This is a genomic window from Rahnella sp. PAMC25617, from assembly GCF_050606005.1.
GTDB lineage: Bacteria > Pseudomonadota > Gammaproteobacteria > Enterobacterales > Enterobacteriaceae > Rahnella > Rahnella variigena.
Genome location: NZ_JBOCUM010000009.1, coordinates 140180 through 159401 on the forward strand (window position 1 = coordinate 140180; position 19222 = coordinate 159401).

A 19222-nucleotide genomic window follows, 5' to 3' on the forward strand; every position below is an offset into this window, starting at 1 on the left:
ATAAAAAAACCCGCCGGAGCGGGTTTTTTAAGAAAGCGTTACGGGGCAGTAATTACTGACCTTTAACTTCTTTCAGACCGTTGAACGGAGCAGGAGTACCCGCAGCCGCCAGCGCTTCTTCGATACGGATCAGCTGGTTGTATTTAGCAACACGATCAGAACGGCTCATTGAACCGGTTTTGATCTGGCCAGCAGCAGTACCTACAGCCAGGTCAGCGATGGTCGCATCTTCAGTTTCGCCTGAACGGTGAGAGATAACGGCAGTGTAGCCAGCGTCTTTCGCCATTTTGATCGCAGCCAGAGTTTCGGTCAGAGAACCGATCTGGTTGAATTTGATCAGGATGGAGTTAACGATGCCTTTGTCGATACCTTCTTTCAGGATTTTGGTGTTGGTAACGAACAGATCGTCACCTACCAGCTGGATTTTGTCGCCCAGAACTTTAGTCTGGTAAGCAAAGCCAGTCCAGTCAGACTCGTCCAGACCGTCTTCGATAGACACGATTGGGTACTGTTTAGTCAGGTCTTCCAGGAAGTGAGTGAACTCTTCAGAAGTGAACGCTTTGTTGCCTTCGCCAGCCAGAACGTATTTGCCATCTTTGTAGAACTCAGATGCCGCACAGTCCATCGCCAGAGTGATGTCTTTACCCAGTTCATAGCCAGCAGCTTTAACCGCTTCAGCGATAACAGCCAGAGCTTCTGCGTTAGAACCCAGGTTTGGCGCGTAGCCACCTTCGTCACCAACAGCAGTACCCATGCCTTTAGATTTCAGAACTTTAGCCAGGGTATGGAACACTTCAGAACCCATACGGATGGCTTCTTTCAGCGTTTTAGCGCCAACAGGCTGGATCATGAACTCTTGAATATCAACGTTGTTATCAGCGTGTTCGCCGCCGTTAATGATGTTCATCATAGGCAGTGGCATAGAGTATTTGCCTGGGGTGCCGTTCAGTTCTGCGATGTGAGCGTACAGTGGCAGACCTTTAGAAGCAGCAGCCGCTTTAGCAGCAGCCAGGGAAACAGCCAGAATCGCGTTAGCACCGAAGTTAGATTTGTTTTCAGTACCGTCCAGGTCGATCATGATTTTATCGATGTTAGCCTGGTCTTTCGCGTCTTTACCGGTTACAGCCTGAGCAATAGGACCGTTAACCGCAGCAACGGCTTTCAGTACGCCTTTGCCCAGGAAACGGGATTTGTCACCGTCACGCAGTTCCAGCGCTTCGCGGGAACCGGTAGAAGCACCAGATGGCGCAGCAGCCAGACCAACAAAACCACCTTCCAGATGAACTTCAGCTTCTACGGTCGGGTTACCACGGGAGTCGATGATTTCACGGCCGATAACTTTAACGATTTTAGACATTAAGATTTCCTCAGTACAAGTTAACTAAAGCTTCAGACAAGAGATGCGCCAGTGGCGCATCTCTTCCCCGGTATTTTATTTTACCTGACGCTTCTGATACTCACCGGCAGCCTTCACAAAGCCTGCAAACAACGGATGACCATCACGCGGCGTTGACGTAAATTCTGGATGGAACTGGCAAGCCACAAACCACGGATGGTTAGGCAGCTCGATGATTTCCACCAGTTGCTTATCGCCAGAGCGACCGGCTACGCGTAAACCTGCGGCTTCGATTTGTTTGAGCAGCATATTGTTCACTTCGTAACGGTGACGATGGCGTTCAACTATTGTCGGCTCGCCGTACATCTCACGAACCAGGCTACCGTCGTTCAGGTGGCATTGCTGCCCGCCTACACGCATGGTACCGCCTAAATCACTGTCTTCGGAACGTACTTCGACGTTACCTTCTTCATCACGCCATTCGGTGATAAGTGCAACCACCGGGAACTTACAGTCTGGCACAAATTCGGTGGAGTTGGCGTTCTCCATACCCGCAACGTTACGGGCGAACTCAATCAGTGCAACCTGCATACCCAGACAAATGCCCAGATAAGGGATGTTGTTTTCACGTGCATAGCGCGCCGTCGCTACTTTCCCTTCTACACCACGGTAGCCGAAGCCGCCCGGGATAAGGATCGCGTCCAGGCCTTTCAGCACTTCGACACCACGGGTTTCGACATCCTGAGAGTCGATAAGTTTAATGTTCACGGTCAGACGATTTTTCAGGCCGCCGTGTTTGAGCGCTTCAATCACAGATTTATAGGCATCTGGCAGCTCAATGTACTTACCAACCATACCGATGGTGACTTCGCCGCCCGGATTGGCTTCTTCGTAAACAACCTGTTCCCATTCGGACAAGTTAGCTTCCGGCGCGTTGATGCTGAAACGTTTACAAATATAGTCGTCGAGACCCTGAGATTTCAATAGGGCCGGGATTTTATAAATAGAATCAACATCTTTAAGAGAAATAACTGCTTTTTCCGGCACGTTACAGAACAGTGCGATTTTCGCACGTTCGTTGGCTGGCACTGCGCGGTCTGAACGGCAGATCAGTACGTCTGGCTGGATACCGATAGACAGCAGTTCTTTTACAGAGTGCTGGGTCGGTTTGGTTTTCACTTCACCGGCAGCAGCCATGTAAGGCACCAGCGTCAGGTGCATGTACAGCGTGTGCTCGCGGCCCACTTCCACTGCCATCTGACGAATTGCTTCCAGGAACGGCAGGGATTCGATATCACCGACAGTACCGCCAATTTCAACCAGCACGACATCGTGGCCTTCGCCGCCTTCAATGATGCGTTCTTTGATGTTGTTGGTGATGTGCGGGATAACCTGAATAGTTGCACCGAGATAATCGCCACGGCGCTCTTTGCGCAGCACGTCGGAATAAATACGGCCCGTGGTGAAGTTGTTGCGGCGGGTCATCTTGGTGCGGATGAAACGCTCGTAGTGACCCAGATCGAGATCGGTTTCAGCGCCATCTTCGGTAACGAAGACTTCGCCGTGTTGAGTTGGGCTCATCGTACCCGGATCCACGTTGATATACGGGTCCAGTTTCATGATGGTCACGTTGAGGCCACGGGCTTCGAGAATAGCCGCCAGGGAGGCTGCGGCAATGCCTTTACCCAGAGAGGATACGACCCCGCCGGTCACAAAAATATAATTAGTTGTCATGCTGAACCTGAGAGGTTAGGTTTAAAGATGATGGAGTAACCAAGACGGGAAAACAGTATACCGGAACCTTGTGTGCGCCACAAATAAACGTTTTGCTGTCCATCATCGTTTTCCTTAGCGTCAGTTCAGAAGGGTTAACCCTGCCAGCCCTTTTCTTTCATTCTTTCAAAAACAATCAGTTAACTTCAGAAAAGTGCTGAGTTGCTCGCATGAACCACTAAAACATCTTAGATATCAATTTGTTGAACTTTACTGCTCTCAGATCAGCCGGTTAAGCACTGAATGACACTGAGCTTAACCGTTTCAGCAGATCCAGATCTTGTTTCCGATCAAAGTCGGAGAGCTAACTCAGGCTTCCGATTTTTTCACCTGCTGCCAGGCGTCTTCCATCTGCTCAAGTGTAGCTTCTTCCATGTTTAAGCCTTTCCCGCGGATAATCTCTTCAACATGCCGGAAACGACGCTCAAACTTGCGGTTGGCGGCCTGCAGCGCATCTTCGGCTTTATGGCCCAAATGACGGGAAAGATTCACCGTCGCGAACAGCAGATCACCGATTTCCTCACCGAGCTTTTCTTCGTCGATAACTGCCTGACGCGCTTCAAACATCACTTCGTCGATTTCTTCATACACTTTGTCGAGCACCGGCCCGAGCGTGGTCCAGTCAAAACCAACATTCGAACAGCGTTTCTGAATTTTGTGCGCTTTCATCAGGGCAGGCAGTGCGGAAGGAATGTCATCCAGCGCCGAATGCAGGGATTTCTCCGCCCGCTCCTGCGCCTTACGCGCTTCCCATTTCACCAGCACATCTTTGCTGCTGGCGTCGTTCGACCACGCCGCTTCAGTGCCAAAAATTTGCGGATGGCGGCGCTCTAATTTGTCTGAAATGGCATTGCAGATGTCGTCAAACTCAAACAGACCCTGCTCGCTGCCCATTTGCGCGTAGAACACCACCTGAAACAGCAGATCACCCAGTTCGTCGCGCACATCGTCGTAATCTTTACGGGCGATGGCGTCCAGCACTTCGTAGGTTTCTTCCAGCGTGTACGGGGCAATGGTGTCAAAAGTTTGCTCTTTATCCCACGGGCAACCGGCTTGCGGATCACGCAGGGTTTTCATAATGGTGAGCAGGCGTTGCAAAGAAGAATCGGTCATGGGATCTGTCCGTTTTAAAATAGAGGAGTCAACAACATAAAAGAAAAGGCCCGACTGGCGGGCCTTATAAGCGTTTGATCAACTGCCGTGAAGTCGCTTGGCTTCAATCACATCCGGCAACTGGTTCAGTTTGGCGATCACGCGTCCCAGCACCTGCGGGTTGTAGATTTCGATATCCATATCGATAGTCGCCAGTTGCTGACGTGTATCGCTGCGGCTGGCAACGCCAAGCACGTTCACTTTTTCGTTAGCCAGAATGGTGGTGATATCACGCAGCAGGCCGCTGCGGTCGTTGGCCACCACGCGCACTACCAGCGAATAACCGCTGGAGTAGCTTTCGCCCCACACGGCGTCTACCACGCGTTCCGGCGCATTCGAGCGTAAATCTTCCAGCTGATCACAGTCGGCACGATGGATTGAAATCCCGCGACCCTGAGTGATGTAACCGACGATCTCATCGCCAGGAATCGGCTGGCAGCAACGCGCAATGTGGTGCATCAGATTACCGACGCCTTCGACGACGACGCGACCATTGTCTTTGGTACGGGTCGGTGGCGGCGTGGTTTTCTGCGTCAGCTGGCGCAGCGCTTCTTTATCCAGTTCTTCCGCACTCGGCTTTTTCAACTGAGATTGCAGGAAGTTGACCATCTGATTGATGCGGATATCGCCGTTACCGATGGCCGCCAGCACTTCATCCAGCGAGTTGACGTTGTAGCGTGGCAACAGCAGTTTCTCGGCATCTTTGATGCTGATATCCAGTCTGTCCAGCTCGTCATCGAGGATTTGTTTACCGGCAATAATGTTCTTATCGCGATCTTGTTTACGGAACCAGTTTTGGATTTTCGAACGCCCGCGGCTGGTCGTGACGTAACCAAGGCTCGGGTTCAGCCAGTCGCGGCTTGGGTTCGCATGCTTCTGGGTGATGATTTCAATCTGATCGCCCATCTGCAACTGGTAGGTAAACGGCACGATACGCCCGCCAATTTTCGCCCCGATACACCGGTGACCGACATCGCTGTGGATGTGGTACGCGAAGTCGAGCGGCGTGGAGCCCATCGGCAGATCGATAACGTCGCCTTTTGGCGTAAACACGTACACGCGGTCGTCGAAGACCTGGCTGCGCACTTCGTCGAGCATTTCGCCCGAATCGGCCATTTCTTCCTGCCACGCGATAAGTTTACGCAGCCAGGCAATGCGCCCTTCGTAGCCACCGCTGCGGCCACCGGCCACGGCAGTACCTTCTTTGTATTTCCAGTGCGCGGCGACGCCCAGTTCGGCATCTTCATGCATCTGGCGGGTACGGATCTGCACTTCCAGCGTTTTACCGCGCGGCCCTAACACCACGGTGTGAATCGACTGATAACCGTTCGGTTTCGGGTTGGCGACGTAATCGTCAAACTCATCCGGCAGATGGCGGAAATGGGTATGCACAATCCCTAAGGCGGCGTAGCAATCCTGCAAACGTTCCACCACGATACGCACGGCGCGCACGTCGAAGAGTTCGTCGAAGGACAGAGATTTTTTCTGCATCTTGCGCCAGATGCTGTAGATATGTTTCGGGCGGCCATAGACATCAACTTTGATGCCCTCTTCCGCCATCGCATTTTTAACCGTCGAGACAAAATCGTCGATGTACTGCTCACGGTCGATACGACGTTCGTGCAGCAGTTTGGCGATGCGTTTGTATTCGTCAGGATGCAGATAACGGAAGCAGAAATCTTCCAGCTCCCATTTCAGCTGGCCGATACCCAGACGGTTGGCCAGCGGTGCGTAGATGTTGGTACATTCTTTCGCCGCCAGAACGCGTTCTTCTTCCGGCGCATCTTTTACTTCGCGCAGGTGCGCGATACGTTCGGCAAGTTTCAGCACCACGCAGCGGAAATCTTCCACCATCGCCAGCAGCATTCGGCGGACGTTGTCCACCTGCTCGGAGGCCATGGAGTCATTTTGCGTGGCTTTCAGCTGGCGGATGGCGTCCATATCGCGCACGCCGTGCACCAGATCGGTGATGCCTTTGCCGAACTGTTGGGTCAGGGTATCTTCATCGATGATGCCGTCATCAACCAGCGGGAACAGCAGCGCCGCGCGCATACTGTCGTTATCCATACTGAGGGTCGAGAGGATTTCAACCATCTCGAGGCCGCGCCACAGCAGCAGCGAGGCGTCAGGATGGCCCTGCGTTTGTTGCTCGCAGTAGCGCCAGGTTTCGGCTAAACGCTCACATGATTGCTGGCTGGACAGTCCTAAACTGTTGATCCAGTCGTCGAGTGCGAACTCGCCAGCTGTGTTCAGATGTGCACTTCTTACCGCAACCATACCCTCTCCCTACGTTTCTGACACAACGCCTGTGTCAGACGGGTTGATAAACAGAGCCATCGATTCAAGGTGCCCGGTGTGCGGAAACATATCCAGCATACGTACCTGAGCCAATCGATAGCCCGCCTCCAACAAAATTTTACTGTCCCGCGCCAATGTTGTGGGGTTGCATGACACATACACCACACGCGCCGGGGCCAGCTTAACGATATGCGCCATCACGCCAGCAGCGCCGCCCCGGGCCGGATCCAGCAAGATTTTATTGAAACCTTGCGCCGCCCAGGGTTGTTTACTGACATCATCTTCCAGATTCTCGTGGAAGAAAGAGGCATTTTCCAAGCCATTATTTCGGGCATTATCTTGCCCATTCGCCACCAGTGTAGCAACACCTTCGACGCCGACAACCTGCTTAGCTCTTTTTGCCAGCGGAAGAGTGAAATTCCCCATCCCGCAGAACAAATCCAGCACGCGATCTTCCGGCGTCAGTTCCAGCCATTGCAAGGCCTGTGCCACCATTTGCTGGTTAACCGCGTCATTCACCTGAATAAAATCGCGCGGACCAAATTTCAGATTCAGACCGTCAATCTGATAATAAGGTGTTTCACCGCATAAACGTTCCAGCGTATCGCTGTCAGGCGCCAGGAAAATCGTCAGCTGATGTTGTGCGGCAAAGGTGGTCAGGCGTGCGCGATCGGCTTCACTGAGCGGTTCAAGGTGGCGCAGTACCAGCAACGGACCGTTATCCGCCAGCACCAGTTCCAGATGCCCGAGACGTTTTGCCGCCGACAACGACGACAGACATTCCTGCACCGGCACCAGCAGTTGCTCCAGTTCAGGCCGCAGAACAGGACATTTAGTGATGGCCACCAGATCGTTTGAGCCTTCCTGACGGAAACCCATCACCAGCGGACCGTTCGCCGTTCCCGCTTTACGCCCCGGTTTAACGCCGGCGATTTGTAATCCCAGACGCGCGCGACGGCGGTAACCGTATTGCGGACCGGCAATCACCGGCTGAGGATCCGCCTGAACGCCGGTTTCCCGCGAAATCAGGCGCAGCAGTGATGCCGATTTGCTGCTCTGTTGCAGTGCCTCACTGGCATGTTGTTGCTGACAACCGCCGCAGACCGAATAGTGCGGACAAACCGGTTTCACACGATCGGCGCTGGTGGTCAGCAAACGTTTCAGCCGCCCTTTGGCGTACTTACTTTTATCTTCTGTTAAAGTGACTTCTGCCTGTTCACCGGGCAGTAAACCACTGACAAACACGGCTTTGCCGTTGTGGCGCGCCACACCCTGCCCGAAAGCATCAAGGTCGGTCGCGGTCACAGTTATCGTTTGCCGGGTCGTCACGCGGCGGTTCGGAGAGTAGAATTGAGCCATTATTGTCGATTACACGCTGGTTTATTAAGCTTAGCTGGAGCTAATTCTCCCACATTGGAACCCCATGACCAAATATAGCCTTCGCGCAAGGATGATGATCCTGATTCTGGCACCGACATTAATGATCGGTTTGCTGCTCAGCACCTTCTTTGTGGTCCATCGCTACAACGAATTGCAGAATCAGCTGACGCAAGCCGGAGCCAGTATTATCGAGCCTCTGGCGGTCGCGAGCGAATATGGCATGACGTTCCGGGAACGCCAACCGGTTCAGCGCCTGATCAGCCGCCTGCACCGCAATCATTCGGATATTGTGCGCAGCATCACCGTGTATGATGGCGACAATAAACTGTTTGCCAGTTCCACAACGCAGCACGACGGCAGTCCGTTGCAGGTCAAACGCGTTGACGATATTCCCCGCGAACTCACCAAGGAACGCTCCGGTGATGTGCTGATTTTACGCACGCCCATTCAGGCTGAAAACCACACGGAAGCCGACGATGATTCTTTCAGCGCGTCACCGAATCATCAGTTAGGTTACATCGCCATTGAGCTGGATTTACGCTCGGTCAAACTGGCGCAATATCAGGAAGCGTTTGTTTCCACTATGTTGCTGCTGTTGTGTCTGGGGATCGCCACCCTGTTCGCCTATCGCCTGATGCGCGATGTCACCGGCCCTATCCGCAATATGGTGAATACCGTTGACCGTATCCGCCGCGGGCAGCTCGACAGCCGCGTGGAAGGCAACATGCCGGGCGAACTGAGCATGTTGAAAAACGGCATTAACTCGATGGCGATGTCGCTGACGGCGTATCACGAAGAAGTGCAGCAGAACATCGATCAGGCGACGTCAGATCTGCGCGAAACCCTCGAGCAGATGGAAATCCAGAACGTCGAGCTGGATCTGGCGAAAAAGCGTGCGCAGGAAGCGGCGCGTATCAAATCAGAATTCCTGGCCAATATGTCCCACGAGCTGCGTACGCCGCTCAACGGCGTGATTGGTTTTACCCGTCAGACGCTGAAAACCCCGCTGTCGCCAACGCAGGCGGATTACCTGCAAACCATTGAACGTTCCGCTAACCATCTGCTGACCATCATTAATGACGTGCTGGATTTCTCAAAACTGGAAGCCGGCAAACTGGTGCTGGAGCATATTCCCTTCTCGCTGCGTGAAATGCTCGATGAAGTGGTGATTTTGCTGGCGCATACCGCCCACGATAAAGGGCTGGAACTGACGCTCAACGTCCACAACAATGTGCCGGAAAACGTGCTGGGCGATCCGATGCGCATGCAGCAAGTGGTAACGAACTTGCTTGGAAATGCGATTAAATTCACCGAAACAGGCAATATTGATATCAACGTGGAACTGCGTTCTCAGAACAATTTGCAGGTTGAACTGGAAGTGCAAATTCACGACACCGGCATCGGGATTTCCGAGCGTCAGCAGTCGCAGTTATTCCAGGCTTTCCGTCAGGCAGACGCCAGCATTTCACGCCGTCACGGCGGCACCGGATTAGGGCTGGTCATCACCCAGCGTCTGGTTAAAGAAATGGGCGGCGATATCAGTTTCTACAGCCAGATCAACCGCGGCTCGACGTTCTGGTTCCACGTCACCCTTGAGCTGAATGAAAACCGCCACATCACGCCGGTTTCCATGAGTCACCTTGAAGGTAAACGTCTGGCGTATGTTGAAGCCAATCCGGCGGCAGCAAAAGCCACGATGGAAATCCTGCAAGCCACGCCGCTGGATGTTACGCACCGCACGACAATTGCAGCGCTTCCGGAAACCCATTACGACATTATGCTGTGCAGTATTCCGGTGAACCCCGATATGACGCTGTCCGATTACGACGGCAAACTGCAAAGAGTGTTCAGCATGACTCAGCATCTGTTGCTGGCACTGCCAAGCCAGTTCCAGGTGGATGCCGAAGAGCTGAAACGGCGCGGCGTCGAGGCTTGTCTGATTAAACCGATGTCGAGCATCCGTTTACTGCCGTTATTGCTCAAAGAGCAGCAGGCGTCGGTGCGGGTGATTAACAATGATGAGAACAAAACGTCGCGTCTGCCGCTGACCGCAATGGCGGTGGATGATAATCCGGCCAACCTCAAACTGATTGGCGCGCTGCTGGAAGAATTAGTGGAAACCACCGTGCTGTGTCACAGCGGTGAAGAAGCGATTGAAGTCGCGCGTCATACGGACCTCGACATCATTTTGATGGATATTCAGATGCCGGATATCGACGGTATCCGCGCCAGTGAAATCATTCATCAGATGGCGCGCCATGCCAAAACGCCGGTCGTGGCGGTCACGGCGCACTCGCTGAGTGGCGAACGCGAGCAATTGCTGAAGCTGGGCATGGACGATTATCTGTCTAAACCGATTGATGAAAGTATGCTGAAAAACGTGCTGTCACGGCATCAGACTCATCAGGCGCAGCTGGATTCTCCGTTGCAGTCCGGAGAATCCCTCGCGCCGATCAGCACGCTCGACTGGCAACTGGCGCTGAGTCAGTCGGCCAATAAAGTGGCGCTGGCGCAGGATTTACTGCAAATGCTGGTGGAATTCCTGCCACAGGTGGCTGAACGCGTGGAGGCGGTAACGCGGGGCGAACCGGACGACGACATTCTGGCGCTTATTCACAAACTGCACGGCAGTTGCAGTTACAGCGGCGTACCGCGTCTGAAACAGCTGTGTTTCTACATTGAACAACAGTTGCGACAGGGCGTCAGCGTGGAAACACTCGAACCTGAATGGTTTGAACTGCTTGATGAAATAGACAACGTGAAGCGCGCTGCGCTGGCCTATTTACCTAAGTAGAAAATAATCCGGTAAGAGAGTAACGCCCGGCATCGTCCGGGCGTTTTCGTCTCATCAGAACCAGGTGGTCACCGCACCGGTCACATCCCACTGTTCATTGACCAGCAGCAGCTGCCGCCATTTGTCGAACGTCAGGCAAGGGTGGCTGATATCAAAGACCAGCATGTCACCGACTTTCAGGTCAGCGTTTTCCGGTATCGACATAAACGCATGCTGATCCATCATCGCGAACACCTTCCAGTCTTCCGGCGCAGGCACCACCGTGGTGTATCCCGCCTGCGTGGCGCTGCGCGGACGGAAATGCCCGGCGGCTTTCGGGTATCCGGCGTCATAACCGGCATCACGCTTACCGAAAGCGATAATCGCCCTGCCCGGCTCCGGCAACGATTGCACCGCCGCCCAGACCTGCAACGCGGGCTGTAAACTGCTGTTCATCTCGCGCGCCACCGGATTGCTGGTTTGCATACGCTCAAGCGCCGCCTGATACGCGCCGACGTCGTGTGTCACGTAACAACCGGAACGCAGGATGATATCGAGGGTATAGCGTTTTTCAGCATCAAGATGCGTGTCTTCGCGGGTCAGTTCTTCTGCCACCACATCGAACCAGGCGGAACCGGCACCGGTTAAAATCACCTGCGGTTCGGCAAATTCTCCGGCCTGTGCCAGCACTTGCGTGCGGGTCATAACGTGGCGCAGAAAACCGCGGATCACCGCCTCGTCATTACTGACACCTTCGTAAAGCTCGACACCGACCAGCGCCAGCGACTGCGGCCAGCGTTTCACCGCCGCCAGCACGTCAGCTTCCTGTTCTTCGGTGCGGATGCCCGTCCGGCCGCCCGCAATGCCGTATTCAAACATCACGCGCAGTGTCAGCTGCTGACTGGCAAAGTAATGCCCGAGCGCGTCGGCGTTGTCCGCTGAATCCACAATGCAGGTGAAATCGAAAGACGGGTCTTCACGCATCAGCCCGGCGATCATCGCCATATTGCCTTTGCCGATCAGCTGATTGGCCATAATCACTTTGCGCACGCCATGCGCGAATGCCGCATTAACCTGCGGCGCAGTCGCCAGCGTAATACCCCACGCACCAAACTCCAGCTGCATCTGATACAGCTCAGGGCTCATGGTAGTTTTGCCGTGCGGTGCCAGTTTCAGCTGATAACGCTGGATGAATTCGCGCATCCAGGAAAGATTATGTTCGACTCTCTCTTCGAGCAGCACCGCCACCGGCAGGCTGACGTCTTCACGCAGAATATTCCAGCCTTGCCCGCGGATATCGCCCTTACGCGCACCGGCGCTCAGCGGCCCCAGCCCTTTGGTCAGGGTGTTTACCGGCTGCTGTGAAAAATCAATCTCTGACATACGTGTTTTCTCATTGGCGAATGTCTTTAAAACCTAACGTAAAACCGCCACAAATAAAATACAAAAACCGGCGCAGGCTGGGCCTGAACACCGGTTTTTTATCCTGACTGCTGTGGGTTAAAGTTTTTGCGATAATTTAATGGTCGCGGCAATATTTCGTGCGGATTTACGCAGGTTGTCCGCCGCGTTTTTCAGGGCGTCATCGAGTGTACAAATGCTGTAAAGCACACTGAAAACGGCGTCCAGCCCGTGGTCATAAACCACATCCACATCTTTTGTCAGGCTGCCCGCAATCCCAATCACCGGTTTGTTATAACGCTTGGCGACCCGCGCCACACCAATCGGCACTTTACCGTTGATGCTCTGGCTGTCGATACGCCCTTCACCGGTGATCACCAGCGTGGCGTCTTTCACCAGCTCATCCAGCCCCAGCGCATCAGTGACTATCTCGATCCCCTGACGTAATTCCGCATGGCAGAATCCGTAAAGTGCCGCCCCCATACCGCCCGCGGCGCCAGCACCGGGAACGTGCTCAACATCAATGCCCAGATCCTTTTTGATCACTTGCGCATAATGATGCAGATAGCCGTCGAGCTGTTCGATCATCTCCGGTGTCGCGCCTTTTTGCGGACCGAAGATAGCAGACGCCCCGTCTTTTCCGGTCAGCGGATTGGTCACGTCACACGCCACTTCAAAGCGACATTTTTTGATCCGCGGATCCAGATCGCTGATATCAATATGATGCAGTTTTTCCAGCTCACCGCCGCCCTGACCAATCGGCTTGCCCTCTCTGGTCAGCAGCTTCGCGCCAAGCGCCTGCATCATTCCCGCGCCGCCATCATTGGTCGCACTGCCGCCAATGCCGATGATGCAGTGTTTCACGCCATGGTCCAGCGCGGAATGGATCAGTTCGCCGGTGCCGTAAGAGGTGGTTTTCAGCGGATTACGTTGCGCAGGTGGAACGCTTTCCAGCCCGCTGGCCGCCGCCATTTCGATGAAAGCGATTTTCTCATCACCTGATAACCCGAAGAACGCCTCGATCGGTTTTCCCAGCGGCCCGGTGACATTCACTTTAACGACGCGGCCTCCGGTGGCAGCCACCATCGCCTCAACAGTGCCTTCGCCGCCATCGGCAACCGGCAGTTTGACGTACTCCGCCTCGGGGAAAATCTCACGAAAACCACTTTCGATGGCTTTTGCCACATCCAAAGCAGACAAACTTTCTTTGTATGAATCCGGTGCGATCACTATTTTCATAAAGTCATTACCTTCATAAACTGCACGCGCCGATGTGGAAAAGCGTCCTGTCAGTTTTGCATCCTGCCTGAAGGGCAACGCGAAACGAGCATTAACTCAGGGTCACGTTGCCGCCGCAGACTAACGGGTAACTTCAACCTTCGCTAAGGTTTCATAATAGCGTGCAATGGCGCTATGGTCAGATTGCCCGTGACCATCCGCTTTCAGTGCCTGCATCATTTCCATGACCAGCGAGGTCAGAGGCAGTTGCGCACCAACGCCGTGTGAGGTGTCCAGTGCATTAGCTAAATCTTTGATGTGCAAATCAATTCGGAATCCCGGCTTGAAGTTGCGATCCATCACCATCGGCGCTTTTGCTTCCAGCACGGTGCTGCCTGCCAGTCCGCCACGAATAGCCTGGAAAACTAAATCAGGATCCACGCCCGCTTTGGTCGCCAGCACCAGCGCTTCAGACATGGCCGCAATATTCAGCGCCACAATCACCTGATTCGCCAGTTTGGTGACGTTGCCTGCACCGATATCACCGGTATGCACCACGGAACCCGCCATGGATTTCATGATTTCATAGCATTTATCGAACACCGCTTTGTCGCCGCCGACCATGACAGACATCGTGCCGTCGATGGCTTTCGGTTCGCCGCCGGAAACCGGCGCATCAAGCATCGCGATTTGCTTAGCAGCCAGCGCTTCACTGATTTCACGGCTCGCCAGCGGAGCGATAGAACTCATGTCGATGAAAATAGTGCCCGGACGTGCGCCTTCAATCAGACCATTTTCGCCCAGCGCCACCTCTTTTACCTGCGGCGAGTTTGGCAGCATGGTGATGATCACATCAGAAACCGACGCCACCGCTTTTGGGGTATCTGCCGCTGTCGCGCCGAGTTTCACAATTTCACCGACGGTATCCTGATTGCGATCCATCACCACCAGCTCGTAACCTGCTTTCAGCAGGTTTTTGCTCATAGGCTTGCCCATGATGCCTAAACCAATAAAGCCAATTTTCATTCGGGTATCCTCTTTATATTGATGTTTGAGAGCGGATCACTTGGTGAAGCGATCACACAGCGCCTGAGTCCCTGCGCGGAAAACGCCTAAATCACTGCCGACCGCCACGAACGTCGCGCCCCATTCCAGATAGCGACGGGCATCTGCTTCAACCGGTGCCAGAATGCCGCTCGGTTTGCCGTGTGCTTTTGCGCGGGCGAAAATGTGACGGATAGCGGCCTGCACGTCAGGGTGTCCGGCGTTGCCGAGATGCCCCATGCCTGCGGCCAGATCGCTCGGGCCGACGAAAATCCCATCGATGCCGTCAACGGCGGCAATCGCATCCAGATTATCGACGCCCTGCTGACTTTCGATTTGCACCATCACCGCAATGTTGTCGTTGATGCTGGTGAAGTAATCCGGCACGGTGCCGAACATGTTGCTGCGATGCGAAACCGATACGCCACGGATGCCTGCTGGCGGATAACGTGTTGATGCCACCGCCAGTTCTGCCTGTTCCTGCGTTTCCACAAACGGGATCAGGAAGTTGTAGAAACCGATATCCAGCAGGCGCTTAATCACCACCGGATCATTAAATTGCGGACGCACCACCGGCGCGCTGCTGCTGCCTTTCAGCGCCATCAGCTGCGGTACAAAAGTGGTGACATCATTCGGCGCGTGTTCACCATCGAGCAACAGCCAGTCAAAACCCGCCACGCCGAGCACTTCGGTAGTGATCGGGCTGCACAGCGCTGACCAGCAACCAATCAGCGTTTTTCCTTGCAGTAAGTCCTGGCGAAAGCGATTTGGAATCATTTGATTACTCATATCTGATATCTGACCTCATCCAGGGGCAGAGCCGGAAAATCCGGCGTGCCCGCATCAAAATTTACTGTTTCTTAAGTTCCAGACGTTTGATCTCGCCGACCACCAGCAGATAGCAAAGCATCGCCATCAGTGCTGAACAGCCCACAAAAATTAATGCCATATTGAAAGAGTGCAGCCCTTTTACCATGTAGCCGATCACCAGCGGCGTCACGATGGAGGCTACGTTTCCGAACACGTTGAAGATGCCGCCGCACAGGCCAATGACTTCTTTCGGGGCGGTATCGGCAATCACCGGCCAGCCCAGCGCACCAAAGCCTTTGCCGAAGAAGGCCAGCGCCATCAGGGTGACAACCAGCGCGTTGTTGTCGGTGTAGTTACACAAGATGATGCTGGTGGCTAACAACATGCCCAGCACGATAGGAATTTTACGTGCCACGGTCAGCGAGAAACCGCGTTTAATCAGGAAATCTGAGAACACGCCACCCAGCACACCGCCGGCAAAACCGCACAATGCCGGAATTGCGGCAATCATCCCCACTTTAAGAATAGACATGCCCTTTTCCTGAACCAGATAAATCGGGAACCAGGTCAGGAAGAACCACGTAATACTGTTAATGAAATACTGCCCGAAGAAGATCCCCAGCATCATGCGGCTGCTCAACATCTGACGAACGTAGCTCCATTTCGGACCATTTTTCGCACTGTCGGTTTTCTTGTGGTCGATATCCACCACCGCGCCGCCGTCTTTCAGAAAATCCAGCTCGCTTTTGGAAATATGCGGATGTTCCGGCGGGTTATGAATAAATTTGATCCACACCAGCGTCAGCACAAAACCAATCACACCCATGACGATAAAGACATGTTCCCAGCCCCAGGCGTAGGTCAGCCAGCCGAGTAACGGAGAGAACAGCGCCAGCGAGAAATATTGTGCGGAGTTAAAAATTGCCGACGCGGTGCCGCGCTCGGTGGTCGGGAACCAGGCCGCGACAATGCGGGCGTTCGCCGGGAAGGAAGGCGCTTCGGAGAAACCCAGCATAAAGCGCAGGATAAACAGCGTCAGTGCGCCATACGCCAGCGGGAACCAGCCAACAAAGCCTTGCAGTAAGGTGAACAGCGACCAGAAAAACAGGCTGTAGGTATAAACTTTCTTGGAACCGAACTTGTCCAGCAACCATCCGCCGGGCAACTGCATAATCAGATATGCCCAGCCGAATGCCGCAAAGATTTGCCCCATATCCGCAGCATCCAGGCCCAGCTCGCGCGCGACCTCGGTGCCTGCAATGGAAAGCGTTGCACGGTCGGCATAGTTCACCGCCGTGATTAAAAAGATAATCAGCAAAATGTAGTAACGAATATGTGTTCGTACCTTACTTTGCGCGATTGTCCGAGACTGAGATTGAATATTCATGGTGACCTTCGTTGTAATATTGAAAAATTCATTCAGGTAATTCACCGCTGCTCAAATAACGCCCGCCATTCCTCTGCGTTATTTACCCTATAGTTTCTTTATAAGAAGCATTTATACGATCTGGCGAATTAATCCTTTATTAATCCTTGTACGAAATTTACCTGTATTACTTAAAACGTCACCTTCAGAGGGCTAATACAGTATAAAAAAGAGGCCCCGAAATAACACTGTGCATTCGCCCAAGAATATAGCAGATAATTGTGACTATTCTTTTGCATACACACATCGATGTGGGAGGAGAATCACAGATTATCTCGCGCTGATAACCGCTCAAATCAAAGGGTGATATCCATCACATTTATTCTGTCACCTGCCCCACAGAATGATGTTAAACCGGTAAAAAGCTGGTCAGTTGCACAATGAGGTTCGTGGAAGTCTGTCTTATAATGAGCGTCATACCCTGTATTACAGAGCATGTTTTGAGAAACGTCGTTAAGCGTCAACTTCAGAGAATTAACCGGAGCCTTTTGTTCCGGGATGTTTAATAAACGCGGAGACAGTTATGTCACGTAATAAAGATAAAGAACATGCAACCGAAGCACTTTTCATTAAGGTTCATGAAAGCGATAACGTTGCTATTATTGTGAACGATAACGGTTTAAAAGCCGGCACCCGATTTTCTAATGGTCTGGAATTAATTGAGCATATTCCACAAGGCCATAAAGTTGCCTTAGAACCGATTACCCAGGGTGGCGATATTATTCGTTATGGTGAAGTCATCGGCTATGCGGTGCGTGATATCGCACAGGGCGGCTGGATTGACGAATCCCTGGTGGAACTGCCGGTCGCGCCGGAGCTTAACAGCCTGCCGCTGGCCACCCGCGTTCCGCCCGCCTTACCGCCGCTGGAAGGCTATACCTTTGAAGGTTACCGCAACGACGACGGCAGCGTAGGCACTAAAAATCTGCTCGGTATAACCACCAGCGTGCATTGTGTGGCGGGCGTGGTGGATTACGTGGTCAAAATCATCGAGCGTGATTTACTGCCGAAATTCCCCAACGTCGATGGCGTCGTGGCGCTGAACCATCTCTACGGTTGCGGCGTGGCAATTAACGCCCCCGCGGCGGTGGTGCCGATCCGCACTATCCACAATCTGGCGCTGAACCCGAACTTTGGCGGCGAAGTGATGGTGGTCGGTCTGGGCTGTGAAAAGCTGCAACCCGAGCGCCTGCTGGAAGGCACGCCGGACGTGCAGGCGATTTCCCTCGACGATACGCATATCGTCCGTTTGCAGGATGAACAGCATGTCGGCTTCCAGTCGATGGTGGACGATATCCTCACCGTTGCACAATTCCATCTCGAGCGCCTGAACCGCCGTCAGCGCGAAACCTGTCCGGCGTCTGATCTGGTCGTGGGCACGCAATGTGGCGGCAGCGATGCTTTCTCCGGCGTGACAGCTAACCCGGCGGTAGGTTACGCCTCGGACCTGCTGGTGCGCTGTGGCGCGACCGTGATGTTCTCAGAAGTGACTGAAGTGCGCGACGCCATCCACTTACTGACGCCGCGCGCTGCGGATGTCGAAGTGGGTAAACGTCTGCTGGAAGAAATGGCCTGGTACGATGATTATCTGTCGATGGGACAAACCGACCGCAGCGCCAACCCGTCTCCGGGTAACAAAAAAGGCGGTCTGGCCAACGTGGTGGAAAAAGCGCTCGGCTCGATTGCAAAATCCGGCACCAGCGCAATTTCAGAAGTATTGTCTCCGGGTCAGCGTCCGACCAAAAAAGGCCTGATCTACGCTGCCACGCCTGCCAGTGATTTTGTCTGCGGAACACAGCAACTGGCATCCGGGATTACCGTGCAGGTCTTTACCACCGGACGCGGTACGCCTTACGGCCTGCTGGCGGTGCCGGTGATTAAAATGGCGACCCGCACCACGCTGGCTAACCGCTGGCACGATCTGATGGACATCAACGCGGGTACTATTGCGACCGGCGACGCGACTATCGAAGATGTGGGCTGGGAACTGTTCCACTTCATTCTCGATATCGCCAGCGGGCGCAAGAAAACCTGGTCAGACACCTGGGGCATCCATAATGCGCTGGCGGTGTTTAACCCGGCGCCGGTGACCTGAGTTTCGGTTTTACAGATAAACGAAAGGCCAGCATCGCTGGCCTTTTTTGTGCGTCTGATCTCGAGGAAAAACTTACTGCGCCGCAGCGGCACCGGTTTGTTCAGCGCCAACCAGTCCGACTTTCAGGTAACCGGCTTTACGCAGGTTATCCATCACTTTCATCAGCGTTTCGTAATCCACTGTCTTATCCGCACGGAAGAAAATCGTGCTCTGCTTATTGCCCTGAGTACGTTGATCCAGCATCGAGGTCAGATTATCGCTGTTGACCGGCGTGTCGCCCAGGAACAGCTGTTTGTCTGCTTTCACCGACAGGAAGATCGGTTTCTCAGGACGCGGCTGCTGTTTCGCCGTAGAGGCGGGTAAATCAACCCGCACATCTACGGTCGCCAGCGGTGCGGCCACCATGAAGATGATCAGCAATACCAGCATGACGTCAATGAAAGGCGTGACGTTGATGTCATGCATTTCACCGCTTTCGTCGATATCGTCGTTTAACCGAATAGCCATAATCTGTTC

The 19222-nt window shown here is 53.7% G+C and carries 12 protein-coding genes and 1 pseudogene; 2 read left to right on the plus strand and 11 right to left on the minus strand.

Translation table 11 applies throughout. The features are described 5' to 3' along the window. Nucleotides 1-52 precede the first annotated feature (52 nt). The 5 genes from eno to rlmD form a co-directional block, all read right to left on the minus strand. Nucleotides 53-1357, minus strand: coding sequence for a phosphopyruvate hydratase (eno, locus tag ACM615_RS13245; protein ID WP_112287728.1), 1305 nt, complete (start codon nucleotides 1355-1357; stop codon nucleotides 53-55). Nucleotides 1358-1432: 75 nt separating this feature from the next. Beyond that, nucleotides 1433-3070: a glutamine hydrolyzing CTP synthase gene (gene pyrG, locus ACM615_RS13250; protein ID WP_013573994.1), complete on the minus strand. Its 1638-nt coding sequence runs from the start codon at nucleotides 3068-3070 to the stop codon at nucleotides 1433-1435. A gap of 348 nt (nucleotides 3071-3418) precedes the next feature. Next, nucleotides 3419-4222 (minus strand): nucleoside triphosphate pyrophosphohydrolase, encoded by an 804-nt coding sequence (gene mazG / locus ACM615_RS13255; protein WP_431012017.1) that lies wholly within the window; start codon nucleotides 4220-4222, stop codon nucleotides 3419-3421. 78 nt (nucleotides 4223-4300) lie between these two features. After that, complete coding sequence (gene relA / locus ACM615_RS13260; RefSeq protein ID WP_112287730.1) at nucleotides 4301-6538, minus strand: GTP diphosphokinase; 2238 nt, start codon at nucleotides 6536-6538, stop codon at nucleotides 4301-4303. A 9-nt stretch (nucleotides 6539-6547) separates the two neighbouring features. Then, nucleotides 6548-7918 carry a 23S rRNA (uracil(1939)-C(5))-methyltransferase RlmD gene (gene rlmD, locus ACM615_RS13265; RefSeq protein ID WP_431012018.1) on the minus strand — a complete coding sequence of 457 codons (1371 nt, stop codon included), beginning with the start codon at nucleotides 7916-7918 and terminating at the stop codon, nucleotides 6548-6550. A gap of 64 nt (nucleotides 7919-7982) precedes the next feature. Between rlmD and barA the strand changes: the two genes are divergently transcribed. Further along, a complete protein-coding gene (barA, locus tag ACM615_RS13270) occupies nucleotides 7983-10733 on the plus strand; it encodes a two-component sensor histidine kinase BarA (RefSeq protein WP_129639262.1) in 2751 nt (916 codons plus the stop codon). Between the two features lie 54 nt (nucleotides 10734-10787). Here the strand turns inward: barA and ACM615_RS13275 are convergent, their stop codons facing one another. The 5 genes and pseudogenes from ACM615_RS13275 to ACM615_RS13295 form a co-directional block, all read right to left on the minus strand. Next, nucleotides 10788-12095 (minus strand): amino acid deaminase, encoded by a 1308-nt coding sequence (locus tag ACM615_RS13275; RefSeq protein ID WP_129639263.1) that lies wholly within the window; start codon nucleotides 12093-12095, stop codon nucleotides 10788-10790. Nucleotides 12096-12212: 117 nt separating this feature from the next. Continuing rightward, nucleotides 12213-13352: a glycerate kinase gene (locus tag ACM615_RS13280; RefSeq protein WP_113877393.1), complete on the minus strand. Its 1140-nt coding sequence runs from the start codon at nucleotides 13350-13352 to the stop codon at nucleotides 12213-12215. Nucleotides 13353-13472: 120 nt separating this feature from the next. Continuing rightward, a pseudogene (garR, locus tag ACM615_RS13285) lies at nucleotides 13473-14369 on the minus strand (2-hydroxy-3-oxopropionate reductase); the annotation flags it as partial. A gap of 24 nt (nucleotides 14370-14393) precedes the next feature. Continuing rightward, nucleotides 14394-15164 (minus strand): 2-dehydro-3-deoxyglucarate aldolase, encoded by a 771-nt coding sequence (gene garL, locus ACM615_RS13290; RefSeq protein WP_431012019.1) that lies wholly within the window; start codon nucleotides 15162-15164, stop codon nucleotides 14394-14396. Between the two features lie 61 nt (nucleotides 15165-15225). After that, nucleotides 15226-16572, minus strand: coding sequence for an MFS transporter (locus tag ACM615_RS13295; protein ID WP_431012020.1), 1347 nt, complete (start codon nucleotides 16570-16572; stop codon nucleotides 15226-15228). A 562-nt stretch (nucleotides 16573-17134) separates the two neighbouring features. Here ACM615_RS13295 and garD point away from each other — a divergent pair. After that, on the plus strand, nucleotides 17135-18706 hold the full coding sequence (gene garD, locus ACM615_RS13300; RefSeq protein ID WP_129639265.1) for a galactarate dehydratase: 1572 nt from the start codon (nucleotides 17135-17137) through the stop codon (nucleotides 18704-18706). A gap of 72 nt (nucleotides 18707-18778) precedes the next feature. Here garD and exbD read toward each other — a convergent pair whose 3' ends face one another. Next, a complete protein-coding gene (exbD, locus tag ACM615_RS13305; protein ID WP_112287738.1) occupies nucleotides 18779-19213 on the minus strand; it encodes a TonB system transport protein ExbD in 435 nt (144 codons plus the stop codon). Nucleotides 19214-19222: the final 9 nt, after the last annotated feature.

Coding starts and splice junctions, on each gene's coding strand:
- eno (WP_112287728.1), bottom strand. CDS start 1,357: ATGTCTAAAATCGTTAAAGTTATCGGCCGTGAAATCATCGACTCCCGT.
- pyrG (WP_013573994.1), bottom strand. CDS start 3,070: ATGACAACTAATTATATTTTTGTGACCGGCGGGGTCGTATCCTCTCTG.
- mazG (WP_431012017.1), bottom strand. CDS start 4,222: ATGACCGATTCTTCTTTGCAACGCCTGCTCACCATTATGAAAACCCTG.
- relA (WP_112287730.1), bottom strand. CDS start 6,538: ATGGTTGCGGTAAGAAGTGCACATCTGAACACAGCTGGCGAGTTCGCA.
- rlmD (WP_431012018.1), bottom strand. CDS start 7,918: ATGGCTCAATTCTACTCTCCGAACCGCCGCGTGACGACCCGGCAAACG.
- barA (WP_129639262.1), top strand. CDS start 7,983: ATGACCAAATATAGCCTTCGCGCAAGGATGATGATCCTGATTCTGGCA.
- ACM615_RS13275 (WP_129639263.1), bottom strand. CDS start 12,095: ATGTCAGAGATTGATTTTTCACAGCAGCCGGTAAACACCCTGACCAAA.
- ACM615_RS13280 (WP_113877393.1), bottom strand. CDS start 13,352: ATGAAAATAGTGATCGCACCGGATTCATACAAAGAAAGTTTGTCTGCT.
- garL (WP_431012019.1), bottom strand. CDS start 15,164: ATGAGTAATCAAATGATTCCAAATCGCTTTCGCCAGGACTTACTGCAA.
- ACM615_RS13295 (WP_431012020.1), bottom strand. CDS start 16,572: ATGAATATTCAATCTCAGTCTCGGACAATCGCGCAAAGTAAGGTACGA.
- garD (WP_129639265.1), top strand. CDS start 17,135: ATGTCACGTAATAAAGATAAAGAACATGCAACCGAAGCACTTTTCATT.
- exbD (WP_112287738.1), bottom strand. CDS start 19,213: ATGGCTATTCGGTTAAACGACGATATCGACGAAAGCGGTGAAATGCAT.